This window comes from Bradyrhizobium sp. Pa8 (genome assembly GCF_052588265.1).
The window spans coordinates 3789524-3815876 of the sequence record NZ_CP176767.1 but is presented as its reverse complement, the minus strand read 5'-3'; the positions used below and the strand labels follow the sequence as shown (position 1 = coordinate 3815876).

The following is a 26353-nucleotide window of genomic DNA, read 5'->3' as shown; positions in this document are numbered from 1 at the left end:
AATGGCATGACGGGGCTCTACGAAAGTCGCATGTCCCCAAAAGACCGGCTCAGGCCGCGGCGATCACGCCTTTGAGCTGGTCCCGGACCTGCCCCGCAATGGCGCGATAGATCGCCGCATGAGGACCGTCCGGCTCGCTGTCGACCACGGGATTGCCGGCATCCGAAGTGGCGCGAATCGCCATGTGCAGGGGGATCTCGCCCAGGAACGGTACCCCGAGCTTCTCGGCCTCGTGGCGCGCGCCGCCATGGCCGAAAATATCCGATTTCGTGCCGCAATGCGGGCACTGGAAGTAGCTCATGTTCTCGACGATGCCGAGCACGGGCACGTTGACCTTCCTGAACATCGCAAGCCCCCGCCGTGCATCGATCAGGGACAGGTCCTGCGGGGTTGAGACGATCACGGCGCCCTTGAGCGGCACGTTCTGCGCCAGCGTGAGCTGGGCATCGCCAGTGCCCGGCGGCATGTCGACCACGAGCACGTCGAGGCTCCCCCATGCGACGTCGCGCAGCATCTGCGTTACCGCCGACATCACCATGGGACCTCGCCAGATCATCGCGGTCTCTTCCTCCACCAGGAAGCCGATCGACATGATGGCGAGGCCAAAACGCCTGAGCGGAATCATCTTGCGCTCGCCGTCCAGCTCCGGCTTCTCGTGCAGGCCCGTCAGCCGCGGCACCGAGGGGCCGTAGATGTCGGCATCGAGCAGCCCGACCTTGAGGCCGAGGTCGCGCAGGCCCAGCGCCAGGTTGAGCGCGGTGGTCGACTTGCCGACGCCGCCCTTGCCCGAGGCAACCGCGATCACGGCAGCGACACCCGGAATCTCGGACTGCCGCGCCATTGGCGATTGGCCGCCCTGCGGCGGCTTGTGGGCATGGACCGGCTGCACGCCCGGCGTGCCGCGGCTTGGCGTTGGCGGCGGAGGCGGTGCGGCACCCGGCTTGCGCTCGGCGGTCAGCGCCACCATCACGGTGGTGACGCCGGAAATGGCGCGCACCGCGGCCTCGGCTTCGGCCCGGACGGATTCCCAGGCCCGCGCCTCGGCGGCATCGACGTTGATCGAGAAGAACACCTTGCCGTCGGCCGCGCTGATCGCGCTCAGCACATTGGCATTGGTGAGCGCGACCCCGCGGGGCGACTTGATCCTGGCGAGGCTGTCGAGAACCTGTTGCTGCGTCACGCTCAAAGCGCATCTCCTGAACAGAGCATGATCCGGAAAAGTGTGGAGCGGTTTTCCGATAAGATCATGCTCAAGGCTTGAGGATGCCCCATTAGAGCGGAAACGGCCAAAAGGCTACTGCCTGCCGATATCGTCAGCCATCTCCGCGGGGGCAGCCCCCTGCTCCACAGCGGCCTCGTAATTGAGCTCGATCATGACCCCGTTGGGGTCGTGGACGAAGATCTGCCAGAGGTCGCCGCCGGGCACCTGGCGGGAGTCGAATTTCATGCCCTTGGACGTCAACCGCTGCTTCATGCCGTCGAACCCGCGGCTGACGAAGGCGACATGGTGGACAACGCCGGAATCCGGCTTTTGTGGCTCCGAGGTCGGGGAAATATCGACGAGGTGCACCACCGCCTTGCCCTCGCTGTACATCCAGGCCCCCGGGAAGGCGAAATCGGGCCGGGCGCCCTTTTCCAGGCCCAGCACGTCCTCATAGAAGCGGACCGTCTCGGCCAGATTCCGGGTCCGGATGTTGAAATGATCGAGGACACCAACGCTCACAGCGCCCAAACCCACACCCATGCTTTCGCTCCCTGTTCTTGAAATTTTTGGTCCCGCCATCTTAGCACAGGGGGCCGCCAAACGAAGCCGTTGCCCTCCGGCCTCAAGGGTTTATGGTGCGCCTCCAATCCGCCGCAACGGGCGGAACCGGCGCCCCTCGCCCGGCAAAAACCGTAAAACCCAAACTACGGACAAGGTACCACACATGGCTAAAGTCGCTTTCCTCGGTCTCGGCGTGATGGGCTTCCCCATGGCCGGCCACCTCGTGAAAAAAGGGGGCCATGAGGTCACCGTCTATAACCGCACCGCGGCCAAGGCGAAGGAATGGGCGGACAAGTTCGGCGGCAAGACCGCGGCGACCCCGAAGGCCGCGGCCGAGGGCCAGGATTTCGTGATGTGCTGCGTCGGCAACGACAATGATCTGCGCGCGGTCACGATCGGCCCCGACGGCGCGTTCGCCGGCATGACGAAGGGCGCGACCTTCGTCGACCACACCACCGCCTCCGCCGAGGTCGCACGCGAGCTCGACGCTGCCGCGACCAAGGCCGGCTTCAAGTTCGTCGATGCTCCCGTCTCGGGCGGCCAGGCCGGCGCCGAGAACGGCGTGCTGACGGTGATGTGCGGCGGCGCGCAGGACGCCTATTCCGGCGCCGAGCCGGTCATCACAGGCGCCTATGCGCGGATGTGCAAGCTGCTCGGGCCCGCCGGCTCCGGCCAGTTGACGAAGATGGTCAACCAGATCTGCATCGCGGGCCTGGTCCAGGGCCTCTCCGAGGGTATCCACTTCGCCAAGAAGAGTGGCCTCGACGTCGCGGCCGTGATCGAAACCATCTCGAAAGGAGCCGCGCAGTCCTGGCAGATGGAGAACCGCTACAAGACCATGAACGAGGACAAGTACGATTTCGGCTTTGCGGTCGAATGGATGCGCAAGGACCTCTCGATCTCGCTGGCCGAAGCCCGCCGCAACGGCGCCAATCTGCCGGTCACCGCGCTGGTCGACCAGTTCTACGCCGAGGTCGAGAAGATGGGCGGCAAGCGCTGGGATACGTCGAGCCTGCTCGCGCGCCTTAATCGCTGACACCTGACGAACTGATCCCGCCTTGCTGATCGCGATCACCGTCATCTTCGTTCTGGCCTATGCGGCGATCGCGCTCGAACACCCACTCCGGATCAACAAGAGTGCCACGGCGCTGATCGGCGCCGGGCTGCTCTGGGCGATCTACGCGGCCACGATCGGCGACCACGCCATGGTCGGCCGGCAGATCGACGAATCCGTCGCTTCCACCGCCCAGATCGTGTTCTTCCTGATCGGCGCGATGACCATCGTCGAGGTGGTCGACGCCCACGACGGGTTCGAGGTCATCACCTCCCGCATCAGCACGACGAGCCAGGTCCGCCTGATGTGGCTGATCGGCTTCGTGACCTTCTTCCTCAGCGCGATCCTGGACAATCTGACCACCACCATCGTGATGGTCTCGCTGATCCAGCGGCTGATCGCCAGGCGCGACGACCGCCTGCTGTTCGCCTCCCTCATCGTCATCGCCGCCAATGCCGGCGGCGCCTGGACCGTGATCGGCGACGTCACCACGACCATGCTGTGGATCGGCGGGCAGATCACGCCGCTGAAGATCATGGGCTCGGTGTTCCTGCCCTCGCTGGTCAATCTGCTCGTGCCGCTCGCCTTCATCAGCCTTCTGGTGAAGGGCAAGACCATCGCGCCGCCGCCCAAGGACGACGGAGTTCAGCTCGTCGGGTCGTTCGAGCGCAATCTGATGTTCTATCTCGGGCTCGGCGTATTGATCGCCGTGCCCGCCTTCAAGGCGGTCACGCATCTGCCGCCCTTCATGGGCGTGCTGCTCGGGCTCGGCATCGTCTGGTTGGTCGGCGAGGTCGTTCACCGCGACAAGGACGAGCATGTTCGCCGGCCGCTGACGCTCGCGCATGCGCTGACGCGCATCGACATGAGCTCGATCGTGTTCTTCCTCGGCATCCTGCTGGCGGTCGCCTGCCTCGAACATGCGGGCCTCCTGTCGATGCTGGCGCGCTGGCTGGAGGCGACGATCGGCCGCCAGGACGTCATCGTCGTCGTGCTCGGCCTGCTCAGCGCCGTGATCGACAACGTGCCGCTGGTGGCGGCGACCATGGGCATGTACGACCTCGGCCACTACCCGCCCGACAGCTTCCTCTGGGAGTTCATCGCCTATTGTGCCGGCACCGGCGGCTCGATCCTGATCATCGGCTCGGCCGCGGGCGTCGCCGCCATGGGGCTCGAGCGGATCGAGTTCCTCTGGTACGCCCGCCGCATCGCCATCCCCGCGCTCGCGGGCTATCTGGCGGGCGCGGTGGTCTACGTCGCCCAGCATGCGGCGCTGCACTGACCGGCACCGCACGCGTTCAAAATTAACGCCGGGTTAACGTAATTCTTTAGCTCCTTAAGTCACCTCTTAAGGATTTCTTGCCAGAGATAGACAATGCAGAAGGCCCGCCTTTGCGCAGGCAGGAATGTTGTTGTTCGATGAGTAAACCCGCTGAAAAGCCAGAGGTCGTGCAGCTTCCGGCCGAGCCGGTGAGCGCGCCATCGGCGAGCAGCCGACGGGCTGCGTCGCAGCGGGTACGCGAGGCGCGCGACAAGTTAACGTCGACCAGCGGAACCCGGCCGGCTTTCGACGCCGAGATGCTGCGCCAATATGCGCAGACGCGGCTGTCGGCCTCCTATGTCGTGATGCTGCTGGTGGTCGCCACCGGCGTGCTGTTCGGGCTGTGGATGCAGCCGATCCCGGCCGCGGCCTGGACCGCCGGCATGCTCTGCATCCACGCCGCGATGATCCGCAGCTGCCACCGTTTCCTGGCTGAGGCCTCCTCGCCCGCGGCGACGCGCGCATGGCGGACGCACTTCGTCGTGCTCGACCTCCTCTATGGCCTGTGCTGGATGGCGATCCTGATCCATCCCGTGCTCGACATGGTCACGGAAACGCTGATGATGTTCCTGATGCTGCTGGTGATCGCAGTGTCGAGCATGCTGGCCGCCAATCTGCCGATCGCCGCCCTTGCCGCCACGGCGCCGGTCGCGGTCGCGATGGCGCTGAGCTTTGCAATCACCGGCGCGCTCGACAATTACATCCTGGCGGCGCTCGCGCTCGCAGCCGAAGGCTATTTCGTGCTGCTGGCGCACCGCCTGCACTCCTCGACCTTCGCCACGCTCGAGGCACGCGCCGAGAAGGACGCGCTGATCGGCGAGCTCGAACAGGCCAAGGCGATCTCGGACGAAGCGCGCCACCGCGCCGAATCCGCCAACGTCGCAAAATCACGCTTCCTCGCGCAGATGAGCCACGAGCTGCGCACGCCGCTGAACGCGATCCTCGGCTTCTCCGAGGTGATGAAGAGCGAAATTTTTGGCGCCCACGCGGTGCCGGTCTACAAGGAGTACTCGGCGGACATCCATAATTCCGGCGTGCACCTCCTGAACCTCATCAACGAGATCCTCGATCTGTCGCGGATCGAGGCTGGCCGCTACGAGCTCAACGAGGAAGCGGTGTCGCTGGTCGGCATCGTCGCCGACTGCCATCATTTGATGAAGCTGCGCGCCTCGAGCCGCGGCATCACCATCCACGAGGTGTTCGAGCAGGCCATGCCGCGGCTCTGGGCCGACGAGCGGGCGATCCGCCAGGTCGTGCTCAACCTGCTCTCCAACTCGATCAAGTTCACCCCGCAAGGCGGCGAGATCTGGCTCAAGGCCGGCTGGACCGCTTCGGGCGGGCAATATCTCTCGGTGAAGGATTCCGGCTCCGGCATCCCCGAGGACGAGATCCCGATCGTGCTCGCATCGTTCGGCCAGGGCTCCAACTCGATCAAGTCGGCCGAACAGGGCGCAGGGCTCGGCCTGCCCATCGCCAAGAACCTGATCGACCTGCATGGCGGCACATTCACGCTGAAATCGAAGCTGCGCATCGGCACCGAGGTGATCGTCACGTTCCCGCCGGAGCGCGTGATGAGTGCGCTGGCGCCGATGTCGGACGATTCTCCGCCGCTCCAGCCGGACAGTTCCGCGGTGCCCGACGAGAAGCGCCGGCCGCGCCACAAGCCGATCATGAGCGCAGGTACGGGCTCTTAACGAGATGCTTGCAGACATGCCCGACGATCCCCCACTATGGCCACATGAGCAAAGAAACGCCGTGCGTCGCCGTCTGCATGATCGATCCCAAGACCAGGCTGTGCTTCGGCTGCGGCCGGACCTTGCCGGAGATCGCGCGCTGGCACGCCATGGAGAGCACGGAACGGCTCGCGGTGATGGCGCTTTTGCCGGCGCGCATGGCGGACGCGGGTTTGCAGCCGATCGCGGGATCGCCGAAACGCGCCTGACCGCCCTGCGTCGCCTTGGAGGCGCGCAATGATGCGCTTCCTGCTCGTTCTCATGATGCTCGCCGGCACGGCCGGTGCCGTCGTCGCCTATGGCGATCCCGACCGGATCGCGCGCGCGAGCAACAAGGTCTCGCACATGTTTCGCGCGCAGATCGCCTCCCCGGCCCCGGCCGTGCAGATCCAGCGCGGCCAGGGCGGCGAATTCGCGCTGCGTGCGAAGATCAACGGCGTCGCCGCACCGATGGTGATCGATACCGGTGCGACCTCCGTGGTACTGACCTGGGAAACCGCGAAAGCGATCGGACTGCCTCTCGAGATGCTCGAATACGACGTCGATCTCGAAACCGCAGGCGGCCACACCAAGGCAGCCCGCCTTACGCTCGACCGTCTCTCGGTCGGCCACCTCGTCGAAAAGTCGGTGCCGGCCCTCGTCGTGCAGCGCGGGCAGATGAAGACCAATCTGCTCGGCATGAGTTTCCTCGACCGCCTCGAGAGCTGGGGCGTGCGCGCCGACAAGCTGATGCTCACCGGCTACCCCGAGCTTCTGAGCGGTCACCGCCGCTCGCGCACCGCGGTCGACTAGACCGTCCACGAGAGCTGCGATCCATCCTGGCCCGCGACATTAGGCAGTGCGCCCGCGAAAGCGTGCGGGTGTGGCATTTCCTCTATTTACAAACCGTCTAGTCGGTTTATAACAATCCCATTCCCGGATCGGGGTTGGACAAGGCTGCTCCGTGAGGCGCGGCCAAGTGGGAGATTGAGAGTCATGACTGCCAGAGCCGCCTTACGCCGCACGATGCGCGCCCTGCCCTTTGCCGCGGTGTTCGCCGCGAGCAGCGCCTGCGCTGCCGACCTGTCGCCGCGCTACGCCGCGCCCTCCTCCGCCTATACGGCGCCGCAGCCGGTGTATTCGTGGACAGGTCTCTATGCGGGCTTCAACGCCGGCTACGCAGAGAGCGGCGACGAAGCGTTCAATAATCTCGTCGGCATCAGCGGCGGCAAGGTCAAGGGCGCCGTCGGCGGCGTGCAGATCGGCTACAACTACCAGCTCTCGCCGATGTTCGTGGTCGGCATCGAGAATGACTTCGAGGGCGGCGACATCAAGAACCACGACGCGCTCAACAGCGCCGCGGTGAGCATCCCCTGGTACATGACCGGCCGCGCCCGCGCCGGCATCGCGACGATGGATTCACGGCTGCTGTTCTTCGGGACCGCGGGCCTTGCCACCGGCGAGTTGAAGGACGGGCCGATCAACAAGATGAAGATGGGCTGGACCGCGGGCGGCGGCGTCGAATGGGCGTTCCTGCCGAAATGGTCGGCCAAGGCCGAATATCTCTACACCGAGTTCAAGCACGACGATCTGCCGGACTGGAACGCCGCGAAATTCCACACCTTCCGCGTCGGCGTGAACTATCATTTCGATCTGTTCCGCTGAGGCAGCCCGAAAGAGCCGGATTTTCACGATCCGGCTCTTCACCTGCTTGGGCTAGGCCGCGGCCTCCGCCGGAGCGCGCGCACCGACACGCGCGATCGCATCGCGCAGCACGTCCACACCGGCGCCCGGCTTCACCCCCTGCTCGGCAAGATGGCGGCGGAAGGCGCGCGCGCCGGGCACGGCGTGGAACGCCCCGACGAAATGCCGCGTGATCGCATGCAACCGCGCGCCCCGCGCAAGCTGCTGCTCGATATAGGGCATCATCGCTTCGAGCGCGTCCTGCATCGCCGCATGCGGCGCCGCTTCGCCGAAGATTTCTTGATCGACGGAGAGCAGCCGCCATGGCTCCTGATAGGCGGCGCGGCCGAGCATCACGCCGTCGACGTGCTCGAGATGCGCTTTCGCCTCGTCGATGCCTGGGATGCCGCCGTTGATGATGACAGGCAGGTCAGGCATCGCGCGCTTGAGACGATAGACGCGATCATAGTCGAGCGGCGGAATGTCGCGGTTCTCTTTCGGCGACAGACCGTTCAGCCAGGCTTTTCTGGCATGCACGATCAGCGCGTCGCAGCCGGACGCAACCACTCCGCGCGCAAGCGTATCGAGCGCGACTTCCGGATCCTGGTCGTCGATGCCGATGCGACATTTCACCGTGACAGGAACGGTGACCGCGCGCTTCATCGCATCGACGCACCTCGCCACCAACTCCGGCTCCGCCATGAGACACGCGCCGAAGCGCCCATCCTTCACGCGATCGGACGGGCAGCCGACATTGAGGTTGATCTCGTCATAACCGAACCCCTCGCCGATCCGCGCGGCCAGCGCGAGTTCGCGCGGATCCGAACCGCCGAGCTGAAGCGCAACCTTGTGCTCGACCGCATCGAACCCAAGCAGCCGCTCCCGGTCACCATGAATGATGGCGCCAGTCGTCAGCATCTCCGTATAGAGCAGCGCCCGTCGCGTCAGGTGCCGGTGGAACACCCAGCAATGCCGATCGGTCCAATCCATCATGGGTGCCACGGAAAAGCGATAGCCTTGATATTTCAATAGTTTATCTTACTCTTCAATGGGATGAACCGCGAACGTGTGCACTCCAAACTAGACGAAATTGCACACGTTTGTACCCGTTTTGACCTCTCAGTGCACACATAGTGCACACGAAAGCCGGAGTGCACACGCGTGGCGACCTTCACACAAATGGCATCTGGAAACTGGCGCGTCCAGGTCCGCCGCAAGACCCGTTATGTGGCCGAGACGTTCCGACGTCGCAAGGACGGCGAAGAATGGGCGCTCGAGATGGAGCGCAACATCGACCGCAACGGATCGTCCAAGCCACGCGCCGCGCGGAACGTGCGCACGTTTGGCGATTTGATCGACCTGCACGATGAAGACATGCACGAAGTTGGAAAGCCCCCTCGCCGGTCGAAAGCTGCCGTGATGGCGGCGCTCAAGACTGCGCTCGGCAGCGTTAAACTTCCCGCGCTCAATCGAGAACGCCTGATCGAGTTCGGAAGGAAACGCGCCAAGGAAGGCGCTGGTCCCGCAACGCTGGCTATAGACTTATCTTTCATCCGAACAATCATCACGCATGCCGCTGCGGTGCACGGTATCGAGGTTTCAGCCGAAGAAGCCCGCCTCGCACGCGTTGCGTTAAACCACCTCAATCTGGTTGGAAAGGGAAAAGAGCGTGACCGACGACCCACACAAGACGAACTCGACGAACTAATCGAATACTTTGAGACGAACCCTCGGCAATTCATACCGATGGGACGGATCGTCAGATACGCCGTGGCAACGACTTTGCGCCAAGAAGAGATCTGCAAACCCGAGTGGCCGCGGGTTGATATGAAGAAACGATTGGTGGTCATTCAAGACAGAAAGAATCCGAGGAATAAGGACGGACATGATCAGAAAGTACCTTTGCTCAATCTAACGGGCTATGACGCGTGGGAGGTCGTGCTTCAGCAGCGGATTGTGACTCGAGGCTATGGACGGATTTTTCCCCATAACCATAGATCCGTCAGCGCAGCATTCACCCGGGCATGCGATGAACTCAAGATCGACGACCTCCACTTTCACGACCTGCGGCACGAGGGAACGAGCCGCCTGTTCGAGGCAGGACTTCCAATCGAGAAGGTAGCACTTGTCACCGGCCACAAGGATTGGCGGCAGCTCCAGCGCTATACCAATCTAAAGGTTGAAGATTTGCTTAAGCTGCAATACGCGCAGCAGCCGTCGATGGAAGAATTCATTGAGACGCTAGCAGCCTCCTAGAGGTCCCCAACGTTAGCGAGACGGTAGCGTCGATCGAATGCGATGGAACAGTCCGACCAACTGATAAGCTTTGTGCAATTTCCTTATCACGCGAACTGGATGGCTTTCTCATCAATCGGCTGACTAATTGGATTCGTTGCAAAGTCCCAGCACCACCAAACCATCGAACACAGTCGCCTATTGGTCGGGCACGACCACGTAAGGATCGTCAGTGCGCACGGACGTTTGCAATTGGGCGGGATCAACCTTCTTGCGCTGGGCCCACTCGACAAGATTGGTTGGGCGATACGTTGGATCCGCGCGCCAACGCTGAAATACGCTGTTATCGATCGTCTCGTTGATGTTGATGTGGCTGCCGTTCTCTCGAACATCAGGTTCTCGGCCGATGATCCGATAGAGAGGCGGAAAAATCGTCGCGTACAACCCTGATCCGAACGACTTATAGGAGTCAGTAATTGGCGCCATCACAGCACCCCCATCTAAGGCGTGTACTCATCTGTGGACGCCCCGCCAGATGCAAGCGGTTTTTGAGGAAGATTGGCACGTAGTCGGATGCTGCCATCTGTCCGGCCTCTGATGCAGCGATGGAGCTGCGGGCCTGTATGGGAGTTCGCGGACCGGAACCAAATCATAAATGCGTGCTCTAGGCACGATGAGTACATCTGGTTCTTCCGGCCCCGTCTCGCCGACTGTTGCACCATACCCTCCTTCGACCGACTACACCTCTGACGACCTCAGGCCCACCAAGATCACGCCTTGGCTGCGACCGGAGCCCTGTAATTTTCCTGCTTTACAAGTAGCGCCCAGACGATCCGCGCCATCTTGTTGGCGAGCGCGATGGTCACCAGCATGCGCGGTTTGCGAGCCAGCATCTGTTCGAGCCACGAACCCCTTGGCGCGCCGCGTTTGCTTGCCTGTTGCACGACCGCGCTGCTGCCGATGATGAGGAGGCGCCTGAGCGTGCGTTCGCCCATCTTGGATGTCGCACCGAGCTTCTGCTTGCCGCCTGTCGATCTTTGAAGAGGCGTGAGACCCAACCAAGCGGCGAAGTCACGGCCTTTGGCAAAGGTCTCGGCCGGCGGTGCTAGAGCGGCGATCGCGGTGGCGGAGATTGGGCCAATGCCGGGAACGGTCATTAGCCGGCGCGATACTTCGTCCTCGCGAGCACGTCGCGCGATTTCCTGGTCGAGGTCCGCGACCTTGCCATTGAGGTCGGTCAGCAGGTCCAACATCAATCGGAACATGGCGTGGGCCGCTTTGGGGAGCGAGCTGGCCATCTCTTCTTCCTCGATCAGGTCGGTAAGCATCGTCACGTGCGACGGCCCCTTAGGTGCGACCCATCCATATTCAGTGAGGTGTCCCCGGATCGCGTTGATGAGCTGCGTTCGCTGCCGCACTAACAGGTCACGGGTCCGAAACACCAGACCCGCCGCCTGTTGCTGTTCGCTCTTCACGGCCACGAACCGCATGCTCGGCCGCTGCGCTGCTTCGCAGATCGCCTCGGCATCGATCGCGTCATTCTTTTGACGCTTCACAAACGGCTTTACGTAGGCGGGAGGGATCAGCCGAACTTCATGGCCAAGCTGGGCGAGCTGCCGGGCCCAGTGATGGGCTCCGCCACATGCCTCCAGAGCTACCGTGCAACTCGCCTGGGCTGCAAAGAAATCCAGCAGCTTTCCTCGGCTGATCCGTTTGCTGAATATAGCTCGCCCTTTCCCGTCTGCTCCATGAGCGTGGAAAACATGCTTGGCGATATCCAGACCGATTATGATAACCTCTGACACGGACGCCTCCCTTAAGTGGTGCTCAACACCTCCACTTTGGCACATCGATGCCGTCGGGCGGGGCGTCCACCCCATCATAAACGTCGGCTTACGAACGCAAAGCGGAAGTCTGCCACATTGAGCGTGATCGGCGGCTTGTGACCCACAAGCAGACCAACCTTTGATCTACGTCAACACCAAGCTGCGCCCATTTTGTGCAACCATAGTGTGCGCTTGGCCCAACTGCGCCCCTGTAGGGAGGATCGGTCATGAAATCGTCCGCACTGTTGTTCTCCGCAGCTACGTTGACCGTGCTCACGATGGTGCCTTCGATGGCGCAGCAGACCACCGGCACGCCGGGTTCTCCCAGCGCGACGACGACGATCGACGGAAACTACTTGCCGAACCCACCGCCAAAATTCGGCGGGACGATCGGCCTCGACGCCGCGCAGTCGAAGCCCTACTGGCCGCCCAATGTTGTCCCGCCCCAGGGGCTCCCAACGTGCTTCTGATCATGACCGATGATGCTGGCTACGGCGTCTCCGGCACTTTCGGCGGCGTCATTCCGACGCCCGCGCTGGATCGGATTGCGAGCATGGGCCTGCGTTACACTCAGTTCCACTCCACCGCGCTCTGCTCACCCACGCGCGCGGCGCTGATTACCGGCCGCAACCATCACTCGACCGGCTTTGGCGTAGTGGCCGAGCAGGCCACCGGCTATCCCGGCTATGATTCCATCATAGGGCCTGAGAACGCTACCATCGGCACGATCTTGCAGCAGAACGGCTATGCCACATCGTGGTTTGGCAAGAACCACAATACGCCCAGTTATCGGATCAATGTCGCCGGTCCTTTCGATCAGTGGCCGGTCGGTATGGGGTTCGACTACTTCTATGGCTTTATGGGCGGCGAGAGCGACCAGTGGACGCCCTACCTCTTCCGCAACACCACCCAAGTTTTCCCCTGGATCGGCAAGCCCGGCTACAACCTCATCACCGACATGGCGGACGATGCCATTGACTACGTGAACAAGCTCAATGCGTCCGCGCCCGACAAGCCGTTCTTCCTCTATTACGTGCCCGGTGCCACCCACGCGCCGCACCAGCCCAAGGCGGAATGGAGCGCCAAGTTCAAGGGCAAGTTCGACATGGGTTGGAACGCGCTACGCGAACAGATTTTCGCCAACCAGAAGCGGCTCGGCGTCGTCCCGGCAAATACGCAGCTCACGCCGTGGCCGGACGACCTTGCGAAGTGGGAAACCCTCGACGCCGAAAGCAAGAAGCTGTTCGCGCGCCAGGCCGAGGTGTTCGCTGGTTACGCCGCCTATGTCGACGATGAGATCGGCCGCGTGATCCAGGCCGTCGAGGATCTAGGCAAGCTCGACAACACGCTCATCATCTACATCACCGGTGACAACGGCACGAGCGCGGAGGGCTCCACGATCGGCACGCCGAACGTGATGACCTCGTACCAGGGCATCCCGGTTCCGGTCCCTGAGCAAATGAAATTCTACGACATCTGGGGCTCTGACAAGACCTACCCGCACATGTCGGTGGCATGGTCCTGGGCGTTCGATACGCCCTTCAAATGGACCAAGCAGGTGGCGTCGCACTTTGGCGGCACTCGCCAAGGAATGGTGATTGCCTGGCCCAACCGCATCAAGGACGCTGGTGGACTGCGCACCCAGTTCCACCACATGATCGATATCGTGCCGACCATTCTCGAAGCCACAGGCATCCCGGCTCCGGCAATGGTCGACGGCATTGGGCAGAAGCCGATCGAAGGTGTCAGCATGACATACACGTTCGACAAGGCGAACGCCAACGCTCCCTCCGCGCGAACGACGCAATATTTCGAGATGTTTGGCAACCGCGCAATCTACCATGACGGTTGGATCGCCGCGACGACGCCACCGGCCCCGCCGTGGCTGATGGGCCTGGCAAAGATGCCCGACGTGGTCAATGGCTACAAACGGGAGCTCTACAACATCGCCGAAGACTATTCGGAGGCGAACGACCTCGCGGCCAAGATGCCGGACAAGCTGCGGGCGATGCAGGAACTGTTCCTGATCGAAGCGTCGAAGTACAACGTCTTTCCGTTGGACAACACGGTCATCCAGCGCCTGCTGACGCCACGGCCGAGCGCGACTGCCGGGCGTAACGTCTTCACCTATTCGGGTGTGACGTCCGGCCTTGACGTCAGTGACGCACCAAGCATCCTCAACCGGTCCTATACTATCACCGCCGAGGTGGAGGTTCCGCAAGGCGGCGGCGATGGGATGATCGCGACATTGGGCGGCCGCTTCGGCGGGTACGGCCTCTACTTGTTGAAGGGCAAGCCGGTGTTCACTTACAACTTCGTGGATCTAGTGCGGTTCCGCTGGGAGGGCCAGCAGGCGCTCACACCCGGCAAGCACACCATCGTGTTCGACTTCACCTACGATGGACCAGGTGCCGGCAAGAGCGGTACCGGCGTGTTGAAAGTGGACGGTAGCGACGTCGCCAATAAACAGATCCCGCACACCATCCCGTTCTTCATGGCGCTTGATGAGACCTTCGATGTGGGAGTCGATACCCGCTCAGGCGTGGACGACAACGACTATCAGGTCCCGTTCCGCTTCACCGGCAAAATCGCAAAGGTGACTATCAAGCTCGCGCCGACGCAGTTGACGGAGGCCGACCGCAAGACCATGCACGCACATATCCTCAAGGCGAAAGATTAGCGGACAGTCTGTCATTTGCGTGGCGTGATTTGCGCGCGCCCCGGCATCGGACGCTCGCTGTCCGCCTGTGGCCCATCGCTTCCGTCGACGCGATGCAGCTACACGTCGGTTGATGGGAGCAGACCGGAAGTTTGGCGCTGAGCGCCAGACCGACGCTTTTGACCCGGAACGGACATTCTGAACGTGTTGAAAGTCGCGCCCCAAGAGTTTCACTAACTCGTCTTCGTTCCAGTAAATGGAACCATCGGCATTCTTCGAAGATGCGCGAAACATTTTCGCATCCCTGTAACTTAAGTTAATCGTGGGGTCTAACCGAAAGGTCGCGATATGGAACCGACCAGTCGAGTATCGGACCACATCGATCATAAGACTGCCCGGTCGATCTGTGACGAGGTGGGTGACAGATTGCAACAGAACTTATCTCGTGAAGCCTCGCCTCTGCCGCCCTACCTCGAACGTCTAGTCGATGAATTGCGCAAACAGGAGCGTCATCCAATTGATGGCGTCGCAGCGCCCGCTAACCGTTTCCTTCGTGCGACGCGGCGGGTGGTCGCGGCCGTCTGAGCGCGTAAAGAAGAAGCCGTCGCCGCGCTCAACCCGGCGGCGGCTTTTCCGCTAATCGTGTCGCTGAGGCATTCCAGGCTTGGCCGCGCCGGACGCCATCAGGACGTGCTTGTTCAGTGAACGGTCAAGCCGCGGCTGCTTCCCCTGTTGGCTCTTAGCGGACTAGCTAGGGCGAACTGGCCATGTCCGGTCTTGAAGACTAAACGGACGCGGGCCCTACCTCCGCGCGGGCTGATCGGGTTTATGGGTACACGCCCTTCTGTAATGGGCCCGATGATGTCAAGCCTCCCGAGTGAACGTCACGCCGCCGAGCTCATGCTTCTGTCCGTGGTCGACGCCTGGCCGCCACATCATGCTGTCAGAGGGAGCGGTGAGCCTATCTAGATACGCGTGGTTCGTCAGACGACGGCCACTGGGCGTGTAACGGCTTCACCGGATCCACCGTCCCGGCGACGGGACTTCGGGCATTGGGCTTCAGTTCAGCCCGGTTGCGTTCTTAATTTCCTCCGCCTGTTCTATGCCGCTATCGGCCCCGCTTCAGCCCATCGGTAAGTTGTGCCGTCGACCCAGATCCGATGCAAGATCACTGCGAGCTTACGTGCCAGGGCGACTTTTGCGCGCTTCGAGCCTCGCCGTTTGGCGACGTCCATCCCCCAGCGCTTGAGTTTCGAGAACCGTGTGATACGCGATAGCAGAACGTTGGCGGCTTCATACAAGACCGTCCGCACCGTCTCATCGCCGGCCAGCGTGATTCCGCCCGTGACGTCCTTTTCTCCCGATTGATATTTCTTTGGTGTGAGCCCGAACAGCGCGCCTGCTGCCTTTGACTTTGCAATGCGCTTAGGATCATCAATCGCCGATTTGTAGGTAATAGCCACTAGGGGACCAACGCCTGGCACTGTCATCAGCCGGCGACAGACCGCATCGTCACGCACAGCTGCCAGCACAGCCTTGTGTAGCCTTCCGTATTCTGCCTTCAGGGTCGATCGCGCCGAAAGCATCGCATCGGCAATGCGCTCCAATGTCGCCTGGCCCGCAACCAGCTCTCGAATCCGCGCTTCGAAATTCCTTCGCGTCACCGGACCAACCTTCAGACCGAAGCCGCGCAAAATCCCTCGGATACTTAGTTCTACATCGATGAGCCGCCCGAGAAGCTGTTTGCGTGCGATCAGGAGTGCCCGGATCTCTTGCGCGTCAACCGACTTTACGTGTACCGATCGATACCACCCCATCCGGATCAACTGGGCGATCCCGCGGGCATCCTTCCGATCCGTCTTAACCGTCATTGCAGACAACGCGGCCTTCACGTGCCGCGTTTCCAGCAGAACTGTTTCGAATCCTGCACCTCTCAGGCCCGCATGCAGCCATTGCGACAGCGGCCCAGCCTCCAGCCCGATCCGCTTCACTGCAAAGCCGAGCGCCTCAAAAAGCTCAACTAAGGCGCCGGGCTCGCTTGCGACCTTTGCTTCCCTCAGGATCTTACCCTGGGCGTCCACAACACACACGCTCGACAGTTCCAATGACACGTCGATTCCGGCATAATTGTCCACGGCTGTCCTCCGTCTCCAGATGCTTGGGGCCGACTCAAATCGTGACCCCGTTTCATCATCTATCGGGGGACAGCCACCATCATGACCCCTTGCTCGGAGCCGGGCCCATTACCGCATCTAGCGGGCTGGTAGGCCGGTTCCTTGCTTCTGCTGGGGCTCCCGGCTCATTCGGTAGACTGATTATTGAGACGTCGGGGCGTACCAATCGTCGGGTCCTTCGCGCCTCCTGACCGACTGGCTCGCCTAAAATCCGCATCGCCATCAAGAAACGCCTCGAGCATAAACGGTACGAGATCGGCCACCTCCTCCCGCGTACCGTAGGTCTCTGCGTAAAAATCGGCGTAGTCGCGAAGCCGTGCCGCAAGGGTCGGAGTTAGCGTGGTGCTGAGCTTTACAGGGGTGCGGTCGGGCAGTTTCGAAGGCTTCATCGGCACTATCTCGCTTTGGCCGCCGTCCGAATGTCCTGGTAGGGCTTCAGCAACAGATCTTTTGAAGCAATCACCCGCAGCGGCCAGCCCGGCCGCACCGTGATTGTCGGCTGCACGTCGAGTTCGCGTTCCACCAGGCGCTGCCCCGCACGATTGGTCGTTTGCTGTGTGCTTTCCCGCAGCGCCTTCACGAGATCGCTCTCGTCGTTTCCGATCGAAAGCTGTGTCCCCACCCCGATCAGGGTCGCCAAAGCTACCCCCTTGAGCAACTGCCAAGTATGGAAATCCACTTGGTCTTCGAGCCCGGCGTAGCCTGCAACGTCTGTCGCCGGGAGGTTCTCGATCACGATCGAATTGCCGTTCGGCAGGATGAGCCGGCTCCATATGACCAGCGCCCGCTTCTGACCAAACGCCACGACGCTATCGTATTTGCCCACGAGCCGCGTCCCCTGCGGGATAAGGAGATGCTCGCCCGTCACCGTGTCATAGACGTTCTCGGTGACCTGGCCGATAGTCGCCCCAGGCAGGTCCGAATTCAGTCCCGTGACGAGGCTTGCCGGGATGATCGATCCCGCCATCACGGCATAGGTGGACGGTGCCGGTTTGAGGGCGTGCGGATTGGTGGTCTCCGTGTCGGCTTTCGCCCCCGCGAAGGCCAGCTTTCGCGCTTGCGACGAGGGGATGATCTCGCTGGATCGGTCAAGTATCGCCTGCGCCGTCTTTGCAAGTTCCGCAGCGGACGGCCCTGTATCGGGCGTTGAAGGCCGAAAGGCGGACGGAGAAGCAGCCGGCGTGTCTGTCGTGGCCGTGCTTGTCTGCTTGCGCTTGTCCTGCTTCTCTGACAGGCGGACGAACAAGCCTGACTCCTTTGCCTGCTGAGCGATCCGCGTCTGGCGGATCCGCTCAGCCCGTTCGGCGTCTTCCTCGGGATTAGTCCGGAAGCTCGTGTCCGACGCGACGCCGGCCTTCTTCTCGTTCTCGGCAAAGGCCCGCCCGATGTCCCCGGGCGACGGCGGTCCAAGCCGCGGCGTCGATGGCGGCAGGTCCTCATAGGACGGCAATGCGATTGATCAGGATCCGGAATGCTGGTGGCATGCGACGGTGGTCACAATCACCAAGCTCGGCCGCAGCATCGATCTCGATGCCATCGAACGCATCTGTGTCGACGGCACGTCAGGCACGCTGCTGCTGATCGATGCTGACGGACGGCCCTGCACGCCGGGACTGATGTACAACGATGCCCGCGCGGCGAAGGAAGCCGGCCGCATCGCATCGATCGCACCGAAGGAAAGCGGCGCGCACGGCGCGAGCAGCGCGCTTGCGAAGCTGCTGCATCTGTCGAGCAAGGCTAAAGCCAGCAAAGCGCGCCTTGCCGTGCATCAGGCCGACTGGATCGCCGGCCGGCTTGCCGGCGAGCACGGCGTCAGCGACGAGAACAATGCCCTGAAACTCGGCTACGATCCCGTCACGCGCACCTGGCCGGCCTGGCTCGAACAACTCGGCGTCTCCCGCACGATGCTGCCACGTGTGCTGGTGCCGGGGACGCCGTTCGCCGAGATCGACTCGAACATCGCCGCGGAGCTTGGCCTGTCGGGCTCAGCTCGCATTGCGGCCGGCACCACCGATGGCGTCGCCGCCTTCATCGCCACGCGCGCCGATGCGCCCGGCGATGCCGTGACCTCGCTCGGCACGACGCTGGTGGTCAAGCTGCTTGCGACGCAGCCGATCTTTGCTGCCGATCAGGGCGTCTATTCACACCGGCTCGGCGAGCGCTGGCTTGCCGGCGGCGCCTCCAATTCCGGCGGCGGCGCGCTGCTTGCGCATTTTTCGGCTGCCGACCTGGAGCGGCTGACGCCGCAACTGAGGCCGGAGGAACCGACCGGGCTGGACTACTATCCGCTGCCGAAACCCGGCGAGCGCTTTCCGATTGCCGATCCGACGATGGCCGCACGGATCACGCCGCGCCCGGCGGAAGATCATCGCTTCTTCCAGGCTCTGCTCGAAGGCGTCGCATCGATCGAAGCGCTAGCCTATCAGCAACTCGCGCGGCTCGGCGCACCGCCACTACGTCGCGTCATCAGCATTGGCGGCGGCGCAGTGAATGAAGCCTGGACCGAGATCAGGCGCCGCGCACTCGGCGTTCCCGTGACCACGGCTGGGCAAACCGAAGCAAGCTATGGCGCGGCGCGGCTCGCCATGCAGGGCGGTCCATCATGAGACCTGGCGCCATCGAAATCGACGCGCTCGGCCCGATCGCCGACCGGTTCGATCACGTGCTGCTCGATCAATGGGGCACGCTGCACGAGGGCGGCGCGGTGTTTACGGCGGCGCGCGACTGCGTCGCACGGCTGAAGGCGGCCGGCAAGCGCGTGCTGGTTCTGTCGAACTCGGGCAAGCGCGCGGGCAGCAACGAAGAGCGGCTTGCAAGACTCGGCCTGCCGCCAACGGCCTATGACGGCATCCTGACCTCGGGCGAAGTGACCTGGACGGGCTTGCGGGAACGCGCGCGCGCGCCATTCAAGGATCTCGGTCAATCGTGCTTCCTCGTCACGCGCGGTGGCGATCACTCGATCATTGACGGGCTCGACCTCAGCGTCGCGACCGATGTTGAACAGGCCGATTTTATCCTGCTCGCAGGCCTCGACGACGCCGTTGCCGAACCCGAGCGGGCGCGCGCGCCTGATGGATGCTACGGCGCGCGGACTGCCGATGCTGTGCGCCAATCCCGACCTGGCCATGTTCGGTGCCACCGGATTGATCCCCGCGCCCGGCGCATTGGCGCGCTTCTACGAAACGCTGGGCGGTCGCGTGGCCTATGTCGGTAAGCCGCATGCGCCGATCTTTGCGGCGGCGCTCGAACGGCTGCGCCAACCGGACCCGGCTCGCGTGCTGATGATCGACGACAGCCTCGATCACGACGTCGCCGGCGCCCGCAGGGCGGGCATGCTGACACTGCTGCTAAGATCGGGCGTGCACCGCATTGCGACGCGGAATTCTTCGGACGGGGTCCTCGCCTTGCATAGATCGGTCGACGCGGACGTTCCGATGCCGCACTGGACGATGAACCATCTTGCCTGGTGAGGGGCACGCTATGCAACAGCAACCTGCCTTGCTCCACGAGCTGCGCCGCACGTCGGCGCGCGTCGGCCGCAACATCCTGTTGGTGCAAGGCGCCGGCGGCAACTCCTCAATCAAGCACGACGATCTGCTCTGGGTGGCGTCAGGCACTTGGCTCGCAGATGCCGAGGAAAAGAATATCTTCGTGCCGGTCGCGCTCAGCGCTGCGCGCGCGGCGCTCGCGCAGGGCGATGAACGGGTGCCGCTCGCGCCCGACGCCGGCACGACATTGCGGGCCTCGATCGAGACCTCGCTCCACGCGCTCATGCCGCACACGGTCGTGTTGCATGTCCATTCGGTCAATACCATCGCCTGGGCGGTGCGGACCGATGCGCGGGAGGAGTTTACCAGACGACTGGAAGGACTAGCCTGGCGCTGGCTCGACTATCACCATCCGGGACTGCCGCTCGCCAGCGTCGTGAATCATACGCTGAGGCAGGACAAAGCGGATGTGCTTATCCTTGGTAATCATGGGCTGGTGGTCGGTGCCGAGAGCTGCGCCGGCGCAGAGGCTCTGGTCGACGAGGTCGAGAGCCGCCTTGCGCTTGCGCCGCGCTCCGCAACTACCTCAGATGAAGATGCGCTTCGCTCAATCTGCGCCGGCACGGCGTATCGCCTGCCAAAGGACCCGCAATGCCATAGCATTGCAATCGATCCTTTCAGCCGCGCGATTGCGACCAGCGGTTCGCTTTATCCGGATCATGTGGTCTTCCTCGGTTCGGGCTTACCCGTTCTGGAACGGGTTGAAGACTTTCGCGCCCCTGCATCACGAGTACGGGCCGACGGGCTGCCACACCCGGTCGCGCTGCTCATTCCAGGCCTCGGGTGCGTCGCTCGCGAGGATGCAAGCGACGGCGCCGAGGCGATGCTGAGCTGTCTCGCCCTAGTGACCTGCCGCTTGCCTCTCACTGCGCAAGTCCGCTTTCTAACGCGGGACAATGAGTCCGCCTTGGTGAATTGGGATGCCGAGCGATATCGCCAGCGACTGACCGCAAATCGCGGAGCTGACTGAACAAGCGATTCTGTACCTCCGGTCGCGAAGCCCTTCGCAGCGTCGTCAGGGTCGACTCGATTGTCCATTGTGGCGCAGACCGACGAATAGTACGAAGCAGCCCTCTTCGCCGCCATCGGAAATGTCGGCTTGTAGTCGTCCGCCGATCCGAGGCTGCCCACGTGTATCTCAAAAGGTCTGCTCATCTTGGTCCTGATGAGATTTTCCTGGACCTCCCGGTGCACACGCCACCTTCTAACCACTTGGAAAACTTGACTCTCGCTCCGATCCATTATCGGCGCCACGGAAAAGCGATAGTCTTTATATTTCAATATTTTATCCTACCCTCTCAGTGGGATGGAAGAAGAAACTTGTGCACTCCAAGCTAGCCGAAATTGCAGACCTCTGTACCCGTTTTGACATCTCGGTGCACACATAGTGCACCGGCAAGCCGGGGTACACATGCGTGGCGACATTCACTCAATTGGGATCGGGAAACTGGCGCATTCAAGTCCGCCGCAAGAACCGTTATGTGGCCGAGACTGCTTTCATTGGGCGGGCGGAGCGACCCCGTTCTGCCCTGCAGCTTAGACCTCAGCTTCCAGGCCAAGCGCCCGCGCGACACCCGCGCCATAGGCAGGATCCGCTTTCGCGCAGTTGGCGATATGGCGCTGCTTGACCTCGGCACGAGCGTCACCCATGGCACGGGCCGTGTTTTCGAAAAGAAATTGACGCTTTGCAGGGCTCATCCGCCGAAACAGATTTCCCGGCTGCTCATAGTGATCGTCGTCGACCCTGTGATCCCAATAGGTCGCTTCGCCCTCGATCTGCAGCGCTGGTTCGATCAGGCTCACGTCGCGGTCGGTCCACACCCCCTTGCTGTTAGGCCAATAGGTCGGCGTGGCGCCGAGATTGCCGTCGGTGCGCATGGTGCCGTCGCGATGATAGCTCATGAACGGACACTTCGGTGCGTTGACCGGAATATGATTGAAGTTGACCCCGAGCCGATAGCGCTGGGCATCGCCGTATGAGAACAGGCGCCCTTGCAGCATCTTGTCGGGCGAGAAGCCGATTCCCGGCACCACATTGGCAGGCGAAAATGCAGCCTGCTCGATCTCGGCGAAATAGTTGTCGGGATAGCGATTGAGCTCCATGACCCCCACCTCGATCAGAGGATACTCGCCCTTCGGCCATACCTTGGTGAGGTCGAACGGATTGAAGCGGATGGATCTGACCTGCGTCTCGGTCATCACCTGGATGAAAAGCGTCCAGCGCGGAAAGTCGCCACGCTCGATAGCTTCGAACAGATCGCGACCGTGGCTCTCGCGGTCGCGGCCGACCAGATCCGTGGCTTCCCGATCCGTCAGGTTCGCGATGCCCTGCTGCGTGCGAAAATGAAATTTGACCCAGACCCGTTCGTTCGCGGCATTGATCATCGAGAAGGTGTGACTTCCGAATCCGTGCATGTGACGGAAGCTTCTGGGGATGCCGCGATCCGACATGACGATCGTGACCTGGTGCAGTGATTCGGGAAGCAGCGACCAGAAGTCCCAGTTATTGTCCGCTGACCGCAATCCCGAGCGTGGATCGCGCTTGATCGCGTGGTTGAGATCCGAGAAACGAAGCGGATCGCGGAAGAAGAACACCGGCGTATTGTTGCCGACAATGTCCCAATTGCCCTCTTCCGTGTAGAACTTGAGGGCGAAGCCGCGGATGTCTCTCTCCGCATCTGCCGCGCCACGCTCTCCTGCCACCGTCGAGAAACGGGCGAACATCGGTGTCGTCTTGCCGACCTGCGAGAATATCGTAGCCTTGGTGTAGCGCGTGATGTCGTGGGTGACGGTGAAGGTGCCATGAGCACCCCATCCCTTGGCATGCATCCGCCGCTCCGGAATCACCTCCCGATCGAAATGCGCCAGCTTCTCGATCAGCCAGATGCTCTCCAGCAAGGCCGGTCCGCGCGGGCCAGCCGTCATGATGTTGATGTTGTCCGCGACGGGAGCTCCCGTGGCGTGAGAGAGAGGACGCGCGCGGTCGTTCATTTACAGCCTCATTTGGTTATGGTGACACAATCAGTCGGCAGCATGATCGTGTTGCCGACAAGCCAGCCGACCGCGCCAGCGCGGATCGACGTTGAACCGCATCTGGCCAGCTTCGTATCCAAAGCGGAAGTGAAACGATTTCATTGCTCGGATGAACGGGATGCAGCGGAACCATGCGCAAGCCGAAGATGAAATCGTTTCACTTCCGGACGCGATCAACGGGGTCAATGATCGAAACTGCACGCCGCGCAAACCGCGCCGCCACGAACCGTGACGCCAGGCGTGACATCCCACTCAGGAAGGCAACGGCATGACCAAGACTCCAAGCGCCCGCACCGCAAGGCCATTGATCGGACTGCTCTCCGCGCTGCTCGTGGCGATGATTCCGCAATCGGCAATTGCCCTGGAATATTGCCGCAGAGACTCTTCCTCCGACATGTGGAATTGCAGCTATGAAACGATGGAGCAATGCGATGACGGAGCGTCCGGACGAGGCGGCTACTGCCGGCGCGACCCGTTCCTGCCCGCGCCGGCGCCAGCGCATCTCCACCATGCAACCGCACGCCCGCTTCCGAGGCCAATGCGCGCACGACAGACGACTCCGATCGCCCGCGTTGCGATCTCGCTGCACATGTAGGATCATTCGCGACCGCGCCCTGGGATTGGCATCCTCCGTGCCAACCCGCAACAGGGCGCTGAGCCATCTTGGGCTTCCCTCGACTCGAACGTCCGGACTGACCATGCATCATGACTCCCGCGCCACACTCCTCCGTCTGCTAGCCGGCGTGTACCTCTTCTCCGCGTCGAGCGTCGCTGCGACCGGAGCCACACTCAACGACGTCTACATGTCGATCTCGAAAGCGCGTTTCGTCGATCTCACCCACAGCATTGGACCGGATACGCCCGTCTGGTCCGGCTTCGGCCAAGCCAGGATGACACCAGCAATCGACCCGGCGACCAAGCGGCCCTACACCATCGCAAACGACGGCTTTCGAACCACCTACTACGAGATGGTCGGGCAATACGGCACACACGTCGACCCGCCCGCGCATTTCGACGATCATGGGACGACGATGGACAAGATTCCACTGAAGCAGATGATCCTGCCGCTGATCGTGCTAGACGATACGCCCTATCTCGCCAAGGATCCTAATCACGCGTTCTCGCTCGAGGATCTGCATGCTTGGGAACGCAGGCACGGCCGCGTGCCCGAGGGTGCTTTCGTCGCACTCCGTACCGACATGTCCAAGGATTGGGAGAGCAATCCCGAGCGGTTCAAGCGGACACCGTTTCCAGCCTGGAAGCTCGAGACGATCAAGTTCCTCTATGAGCAGCGGCATGTGACCGCGACCGGTCACGAGTCCATGGATACCGACACGACCGACAAGATGGAGTCAGAGACGTATATCCTCAAGAGCGGGCACTATCAGATCGAGGTCATGGCAAACCTCGATCAAGTGCCGGTCAAGGGCGCACTGATCGTCGTCACCTGGCCGAAGGTCAAGGAAGGCCTTGGCTTCCCGGCCCGGGCCTTCGCAATCGTTCCGTAATGATGTCCCGGAGCCGCCCGCGGCTGCCGGAGATCCCCATTTTGAGGGCAACCCGGACGCCCTCTAGTGAGCTTCGAACATTGCCTTGACGTACTCGATGCCGACACCGAAGGCACCGCCGTATTGCTTCGCGATCCCGGTGGTCAGGTCGTAGGTCTCCAGCCGGGCCCAGTCGCGCTGCAGCTCCAGAAGGTAAGTCAGGGCCGTGATCGGCCGCGCCCCGGCCTGGATCATGCGCTCCATCGCCCGCTCGTGCGCTTCAACAGAGCAGTCACCACAGGCATCGGCAACCACATAGACTTCAAAGCCCTGATCCAGCGCCGACAGCACCGGTCCGTTACAGCACACCGACGTCCACAAGCCGCAGATGACGAGGCGATCCTTCTTGAGCGCATTGACGCGCGCGATGAAGTTCTCGTCCTCCCACGCGTTGGAGGTCGTGCGGTCGGTGATCTCCGCATTCGGAAGCGCTTGCGTGATTTCATCGAACAACGGCCCTGCGAATGTCTCTCTGGAGATCGTCGAGATGATCGTCGGAACGTTGAACCCATCCGCGGTGCGAGCCAGGATCCCAGTATTGGCGCGGAGGTTGGTGATGTCGATCGACTTGGTATTGAACGCCATCTGCGACTGATGGTCGATCAGGATCAGGGCGTGATCCTTCGGGCCGAGAAGTGTCCTGGCAGGCTTGGCAACGGCTTTGATGCTCACGCTGGTATCTCCTTGATTTCAGCAGGATTGTTGATCGCTCTGATCACATGCGGCCGGACCATAGGTTCGCGCATGCCGGATGGAAGCAAATCCTCTTCAGACCCATCTTGAACCAAAGGCACTTCGAAACCGCCGATGAGCGATCGGGGGCGGTCTCGACGAGCGGCACGGGAAGACTGATTCCGCGCGCACGGTACCGGATCATTCCAGCCACCACGGCGCTGCTCAGGAGCGACATCGCCATGAGAAGAAGTTCAGGCACGCTGCCCACGCCCCAGCGAAGAGCGCGCCTTCGCGCTTTCGCCACAGCCATCAGAAGCCAGATCAGACACGGGACGTACACAACTAGAAAAGCAAGACCGATCATTCGAGGCCGTCACTCAGGGGCGGCGAAATCATCGTGACGTGGAGCGATGACGGGCCGGTTACAGGCGACGAGGCGTCCGGTTACAGCTGTAGCGGACCGGTGCGAATTGTTAGTCCGCCTCGAGAAAGCGGAAGAACTCCGCAGCCGAGCGGGCCCCCTCCAGCAGCCTGCCGCGGTAAAGCCAGGCGGGCGTCCCACGCACGCCATGCCGATGGGCTGCAGACTCGGACTCGCGAATCCAGCCCGCAGTCGATCCGTCCGCGAGAGCTGCGGCAAGGAGCGCGGGATCGAGGCCAAGGAGCGCCGCGTGACGCAGAATGGTGGCTTCGTCTCCGATATCCTGGTTCAGGACGAAGTGCGCCTCGAACAGGGACCGGTTGAACTCGCGCGAGATCGCGGGACGGATGCGGCGCGCCCACTCCGCCGCCCCCAACGCAACGCTGCTGCTCGGAAGTCGGGACGGCCAGTTGAGCACGAGGCCGGCTGCGCGAGCTTCGGCCTCGATGTGGCGATACATAGGCCCCCGGCGGGGCCCGACACGGACACCCGCGAGCGAAATTTCAGGATGAGCTCTCAGAGGCAGGTCCACGATATCGAGGCCGCGTGCCGCAACGAGTTCGTCTCGGTCCTGGCTGACGTAGCAGAACGGGCAGATGAAATCGAACCAGTGCACGACGCGTGCATCGATCGGCTCGACGTCACGAAGCGGGTCCTGCTGCACGGCCTTGGGGCTGCTGCTCATCGACATCGCGACGAC

General features: G+C 62.4%; 23 protein-coding genes and 2 pseudogenes. 14 read left to right on the top strand and 11 right to left on the bottom strand.

The annotated features are described in order from the left end of the window. Positions 1 to 49: 49 nt before the first annotated feature. Positions 50 to 1186 (bottom strand): Mrp/NBP35 family ATP-binding protein, encoded by a 1137-nt coding sequence (locus ACKWRH_RS16980; protein ID WP_445221504.1) that lies wholly within the window; start codon positions 1184 to 1186, stop codon positions 50 to 52. Between the two features lie 108 nt (positions 1187 to 1294). After that, positions 1295 to 1732: a VOC family protein gene (locus ACKWRH_RS16975; RefSeq protein ID WP_445222424.1), complete on the bottom strand. Its 438-nt coding sequence runs from the start codon at positions 1730 to 1732 to the stop codon at positions 1295 to 1297. A gap of 196 nt (positions 1733 to 1928) precedes the next feature. Here ACKWRH_RS16975 and ACKWRH_RS16970 point away from each other — a divergent pair, with 196 nt between their 5' ends. The 6 genes from ACKWRH_RS16970 to ACKWRH_RS16945 all read left to right on the top strand — a co-directional run bounded on the left by ACKWRH_RS16970 (position 1929) and on the right by ACKWRH_RS16945 (position 7517). Beyond that, the gene (locus ACKWRH_RS16970) at positions 1929 to 2801 is read left to right on the top strand and encodes an NAD(P)-dependent oxidoreductase (RefSeq protein WP_445221503.1); all 873 of its coding nucleotides are present in this window, start codon (positions 1929 to 1931) and stop codon (positions 2799 to 2801) included. 22 nt (positions 2802 to 2823) lie between these two features. Beyond that, a complete protein-coding gene (gene nhaD, locus ACKWRH_RS16965) occupies positions 2824 to 4101 on the top strand; it encodes a sodium:proton antiporter NhaD (RefSeq protein WP_445221502.1) in 1278 nt (425 codons plus the stop codon). A 137-nt stretch (positions 4102 to 4238) separates the two neighbouring features. Further along, a complete protein-coding gene (locus ACKWRH_RS16960) occupies positions 4239 to 5834 on the top strand; it encodes a sensor histidine kinase (protein ID WP_028159846.1) in 1596 nt (531 codons plus the stop codon). A gap of 44 nt (positions 5835 to 5878) precedes the next feature. Continuing rightward, positions 5879 to 6082 carry a DUF1289 domain-containing protein gene (locus ACKWRH_RS16955; protein WP_028146760.1) on the top strand — a complete coding sequence of 68 codons (204 nt, stop codon included), beginning with the start codon at positions 5879 to 5881 and terminating at the stop codon, positions 6080 to 6082. Positions 6083 to 6110: 28 nt separating this feature from the next. Further along, positions 6111 to 6665, top strand: coding sequence for a TIGR02281 family clan AA aspartic protease (locus tag ACKWRH_RS16950; RefSeq protein WP_445221501.1), 555 nt, complete (start codon positions 6111 to 6113; stop codon positions 6663 to 6665). Between the two features lie 183 nt (positions 6666 to 6848). Beyond that, positions 6849 to 7517 carry an outer membrane protein gene (locus ACKWRH_RS16945; protein ID WP_445221500.1) on the top strand — a complete coding sequence of 223 codons (669 nt, stop codon included), beginning with the start codon at positions 6849 to 6851 and terminating at the stop codon, positions 7515 to 7517. Between the two features lie 51 nt (positions 7518 to 7568). Here ACKWRH_RS16945 and dusA read toward each other — a convergent pair whose 3' ends face one another. After that, complete coding sequence (dusA, locus tag ACKWRH_RS16940) at positions 7569 to 8564, bottom strand: tRNA dihydrouridine(20/20a) synthase DusA (RefSeq protein WP_445221499.1); 996 nt, start codon at positions 8562 to 8564, stop codon at positions 7569 to 7571. A gap of 132 nt (positions 8565 to 8696) precedes the next feature. Between dusA and ACKWRH_RS16935 the strand changes: the two genes are divergently transcribed. After that, positions 8697 to 9791 carry a site-specific integrase gene (locus ACKWRH_RS16935; protein WP_445221498.1) on the top strand — a complete coding sequence of 365 codons (1095 nt, stop codon included), beginning with the start codon at positions 8697 to 8699 and terminating at the stop codon, positions 9789 to 9791. Positions 9792 to 9968: 177 nt separating this feature from the next. Here ACKWRH_RS16935 and ACKWRH_RS16930 read toward each other — a convergent pair whose 3' ends face one another. Continuing rightward, positions 9969 to 10256: a hypothetical protein gene (locus ACKWRH_RS16930; protein ID WP_445221497.1), complete on the bottom strand. Its 288-nt coding sequence runs from the start codon at positions 10254 to 10256 to the stop codon at positions 9969 to 9971. A gap of 284 nt (positions 10257 to 10540) precedes the next feature. After that, entirely contained in the window at positions 10541 to 11575 is a 1035-nt protein-coding gene (locus tag ACKWRH_RS16925) for an IS110 family transposase (protein ID WP_445219645.1), read from the bottom strand. Between the two features lie 299 nt (positions 11576 to 11874). Here ACKWRH_RS16925 and ACKWRH_RS16920 point away from each other — a divergent pair. Further along, positions 11875 to 14276, top strand: a pseudogene (locus ACKWRH_RS16920) (arylsulfatase). Positions 14277 to 15355: 1079 nt separating this feature from the next. Here ACKWRH_RS16920 and ACKWRH_RS16915 read toward each other — a convergent pair. From ACKWRH_RS16915 to ACKWRH_RS16905, 3 genes are all read right to left on the bottom strand, one after another. Continuing rightward, positions 15356 to 16390 (bottom strand): IS110 family transposase, encoded by a 1035-nt coding sequence (locus ACKWRH_RS16915; protein ID WP_445216185.1) that lies wholly within the window; start codon positions 16388 to 16390, stop codon positions 15356 to 15358. 164 nt (positions 16391 to 16554) lie between these two features. Continuing rightward, positions 16555 to 16818, bottom strand: a complete 264-nt coding sequence (locus ACKWRH_RS16910; protein ID WP_445221496.1) for a DUF2274 domain-containing protein — start codon at positions 16816 to 16818, stop codon at positions 16555 to 16557. 5 nt (positions 16819 to 16823) lie between these two features. Beyond that, on the bottom strand, positions 16824 to 17675 hold the full coding sequence (locus ACKWRH_RS16905; RefSeq protein ID WP_445221495.1) for a TrbI/VirB10 family protein: 852 nt from the start codon (positions 17673 to 17675) through the stop codon (positions 16824 to 16826). A 196-nt stretch (positions 17676 to 17871) separates the two neighbouring features. On the opposite strand from ACKWRH_RS16905, the pseudogene ACKWRH_RS16900 reads away from it, so the two are divergent. The 4 genes and pseudogenes from ACKWRH_RS16900 to ACKWRH_RS16885 all read left to right on the top strand — a co-directional run. Next, positions 17872 to 19035: pseudogene (locus ACKWRH_RS16900) on the top strand (FGGY-family carbohydrate kinase); the annotation flags it as partial. Next, positions 19032 to 19643: a hypothetical protein gene (locus tag ACKWRH_RS16895; protein WP_445221494.1), complete on the top strand. Its 612-nt coding sequence runs from the start codon at positions 19032 to 19034 to the stop codon at positions 19641 to 19643. The pseudogene ACKWRH_RS16900 and the gene ACKWRH_RS16895, both read left to right, overlap by 4 nt. Then, positions 19528 to 19899, top strand: a complete 372-nt coding sequence (locus ACKWRH_RS16890) for an HAD-IA family hydrolase (protein ID WP_445221493.1) — start codon at positions 19528 to 19530, stop codon at positions 19897 to 19899. The genes ACKWRH_RS16895 and ACKWRH_RS16890 overlap by 116 nt, the downstream gene beginning before the upstream one ends. A 10-nt stretch (positions 19900 to 19909) precedes the next feature. Then, entirely contained in the window at positions 19910 to 20947 is a 1038-nt protein-coding gene (locus ACKWRH_RS16885) for a class II aldolase/adducin family protein (RefSeq protein WP_445222423.1), read from the top strand. A gap of 566 nt (positions 20948 to 21513) precedes the next feature. Here the strand turns inward: ACKWRH_RS16885 and ACKWRH_RS16880 are convergent. Then, on the bottom strand, positions 21514 to 22968 hold the full coding sequence (locus tag ACKWRH_RS16880; protein ID WP_445221492.1) for a catalase: 1455 nt from the start codon (positions 22966 to 22968) through the stop codon (positions 21514 to 21516). A gap of 310 nt (positions 22969 to 23278) precedes the next feature. On the opposite strand from ACKWRH_RS16880, the gene ACKWRH_RS16875 reads away from it, so the two are divergent. Together ACKWRH_RS16875 and ACKWRH_RS16870 are read left to right on the top strand one after the other, a co-directional pair. Next, the gene (locus tag ACKWRH_RS16875; RefSeq protein ID WP_445221491.1) at positions 23279 to 23605 is read left to right on the top strand and encodes a DUF3551 domain-containing protein; all 327 of its coding nucleotides are present in this window, start codon (positions 23279 to 23281) and stop codon (positions 23603 to 23605) included. 103 nt (positions 23606 to 23708) lie between these two features. Further along, positions 23709 to 24518, top strand: coding sequence for a cyclase family protein (locus tag ACKWRH_RS16870; protein WP_445221490.1), 810 nt, complete (start codon positions 23709 to 23711; stop codon positions 24516 to 24518). Positions 24519 to 24581: 63 nt separating this feature from the next. On the opposite strand, the gene ACKWRH_RS16865 is transcribed toward ACKWRH_RS16870, so the two are convergent. Both ACKWRH_RS16865 and ACKWRH_RS16860 read right to left on the bottom strand, forming a co-directional pair. Beyond that, on the bottom strand, positions 24582 to 25223 hold the full coding sequence (locus tag ACKWRH_RS16865; protein WP_445222422.1) for a hydrolase: 642 nt from the start codon (positions 25221 to 25223) through the stop codon (positions 24582 to 24584). A gap of 482 nt (positions 25224 to 25705) precedes the next feature. Continuing rightward, positions 25706 to 26338 carry a DsbA family oxidoreductase gene (locus tag ACKWRH_RS16860; RefSeq protein ID WP_445221489.1) on the bottom strand — a complete coding sequence of 211 codons (633 nt, stop codon included), beginning with the start codon at positions 26336 to 26338 and terminating at the stop codon, positions 25706 to 25708. Positions 26339 to 26353 lie beyond the last annotated feature (15 nt).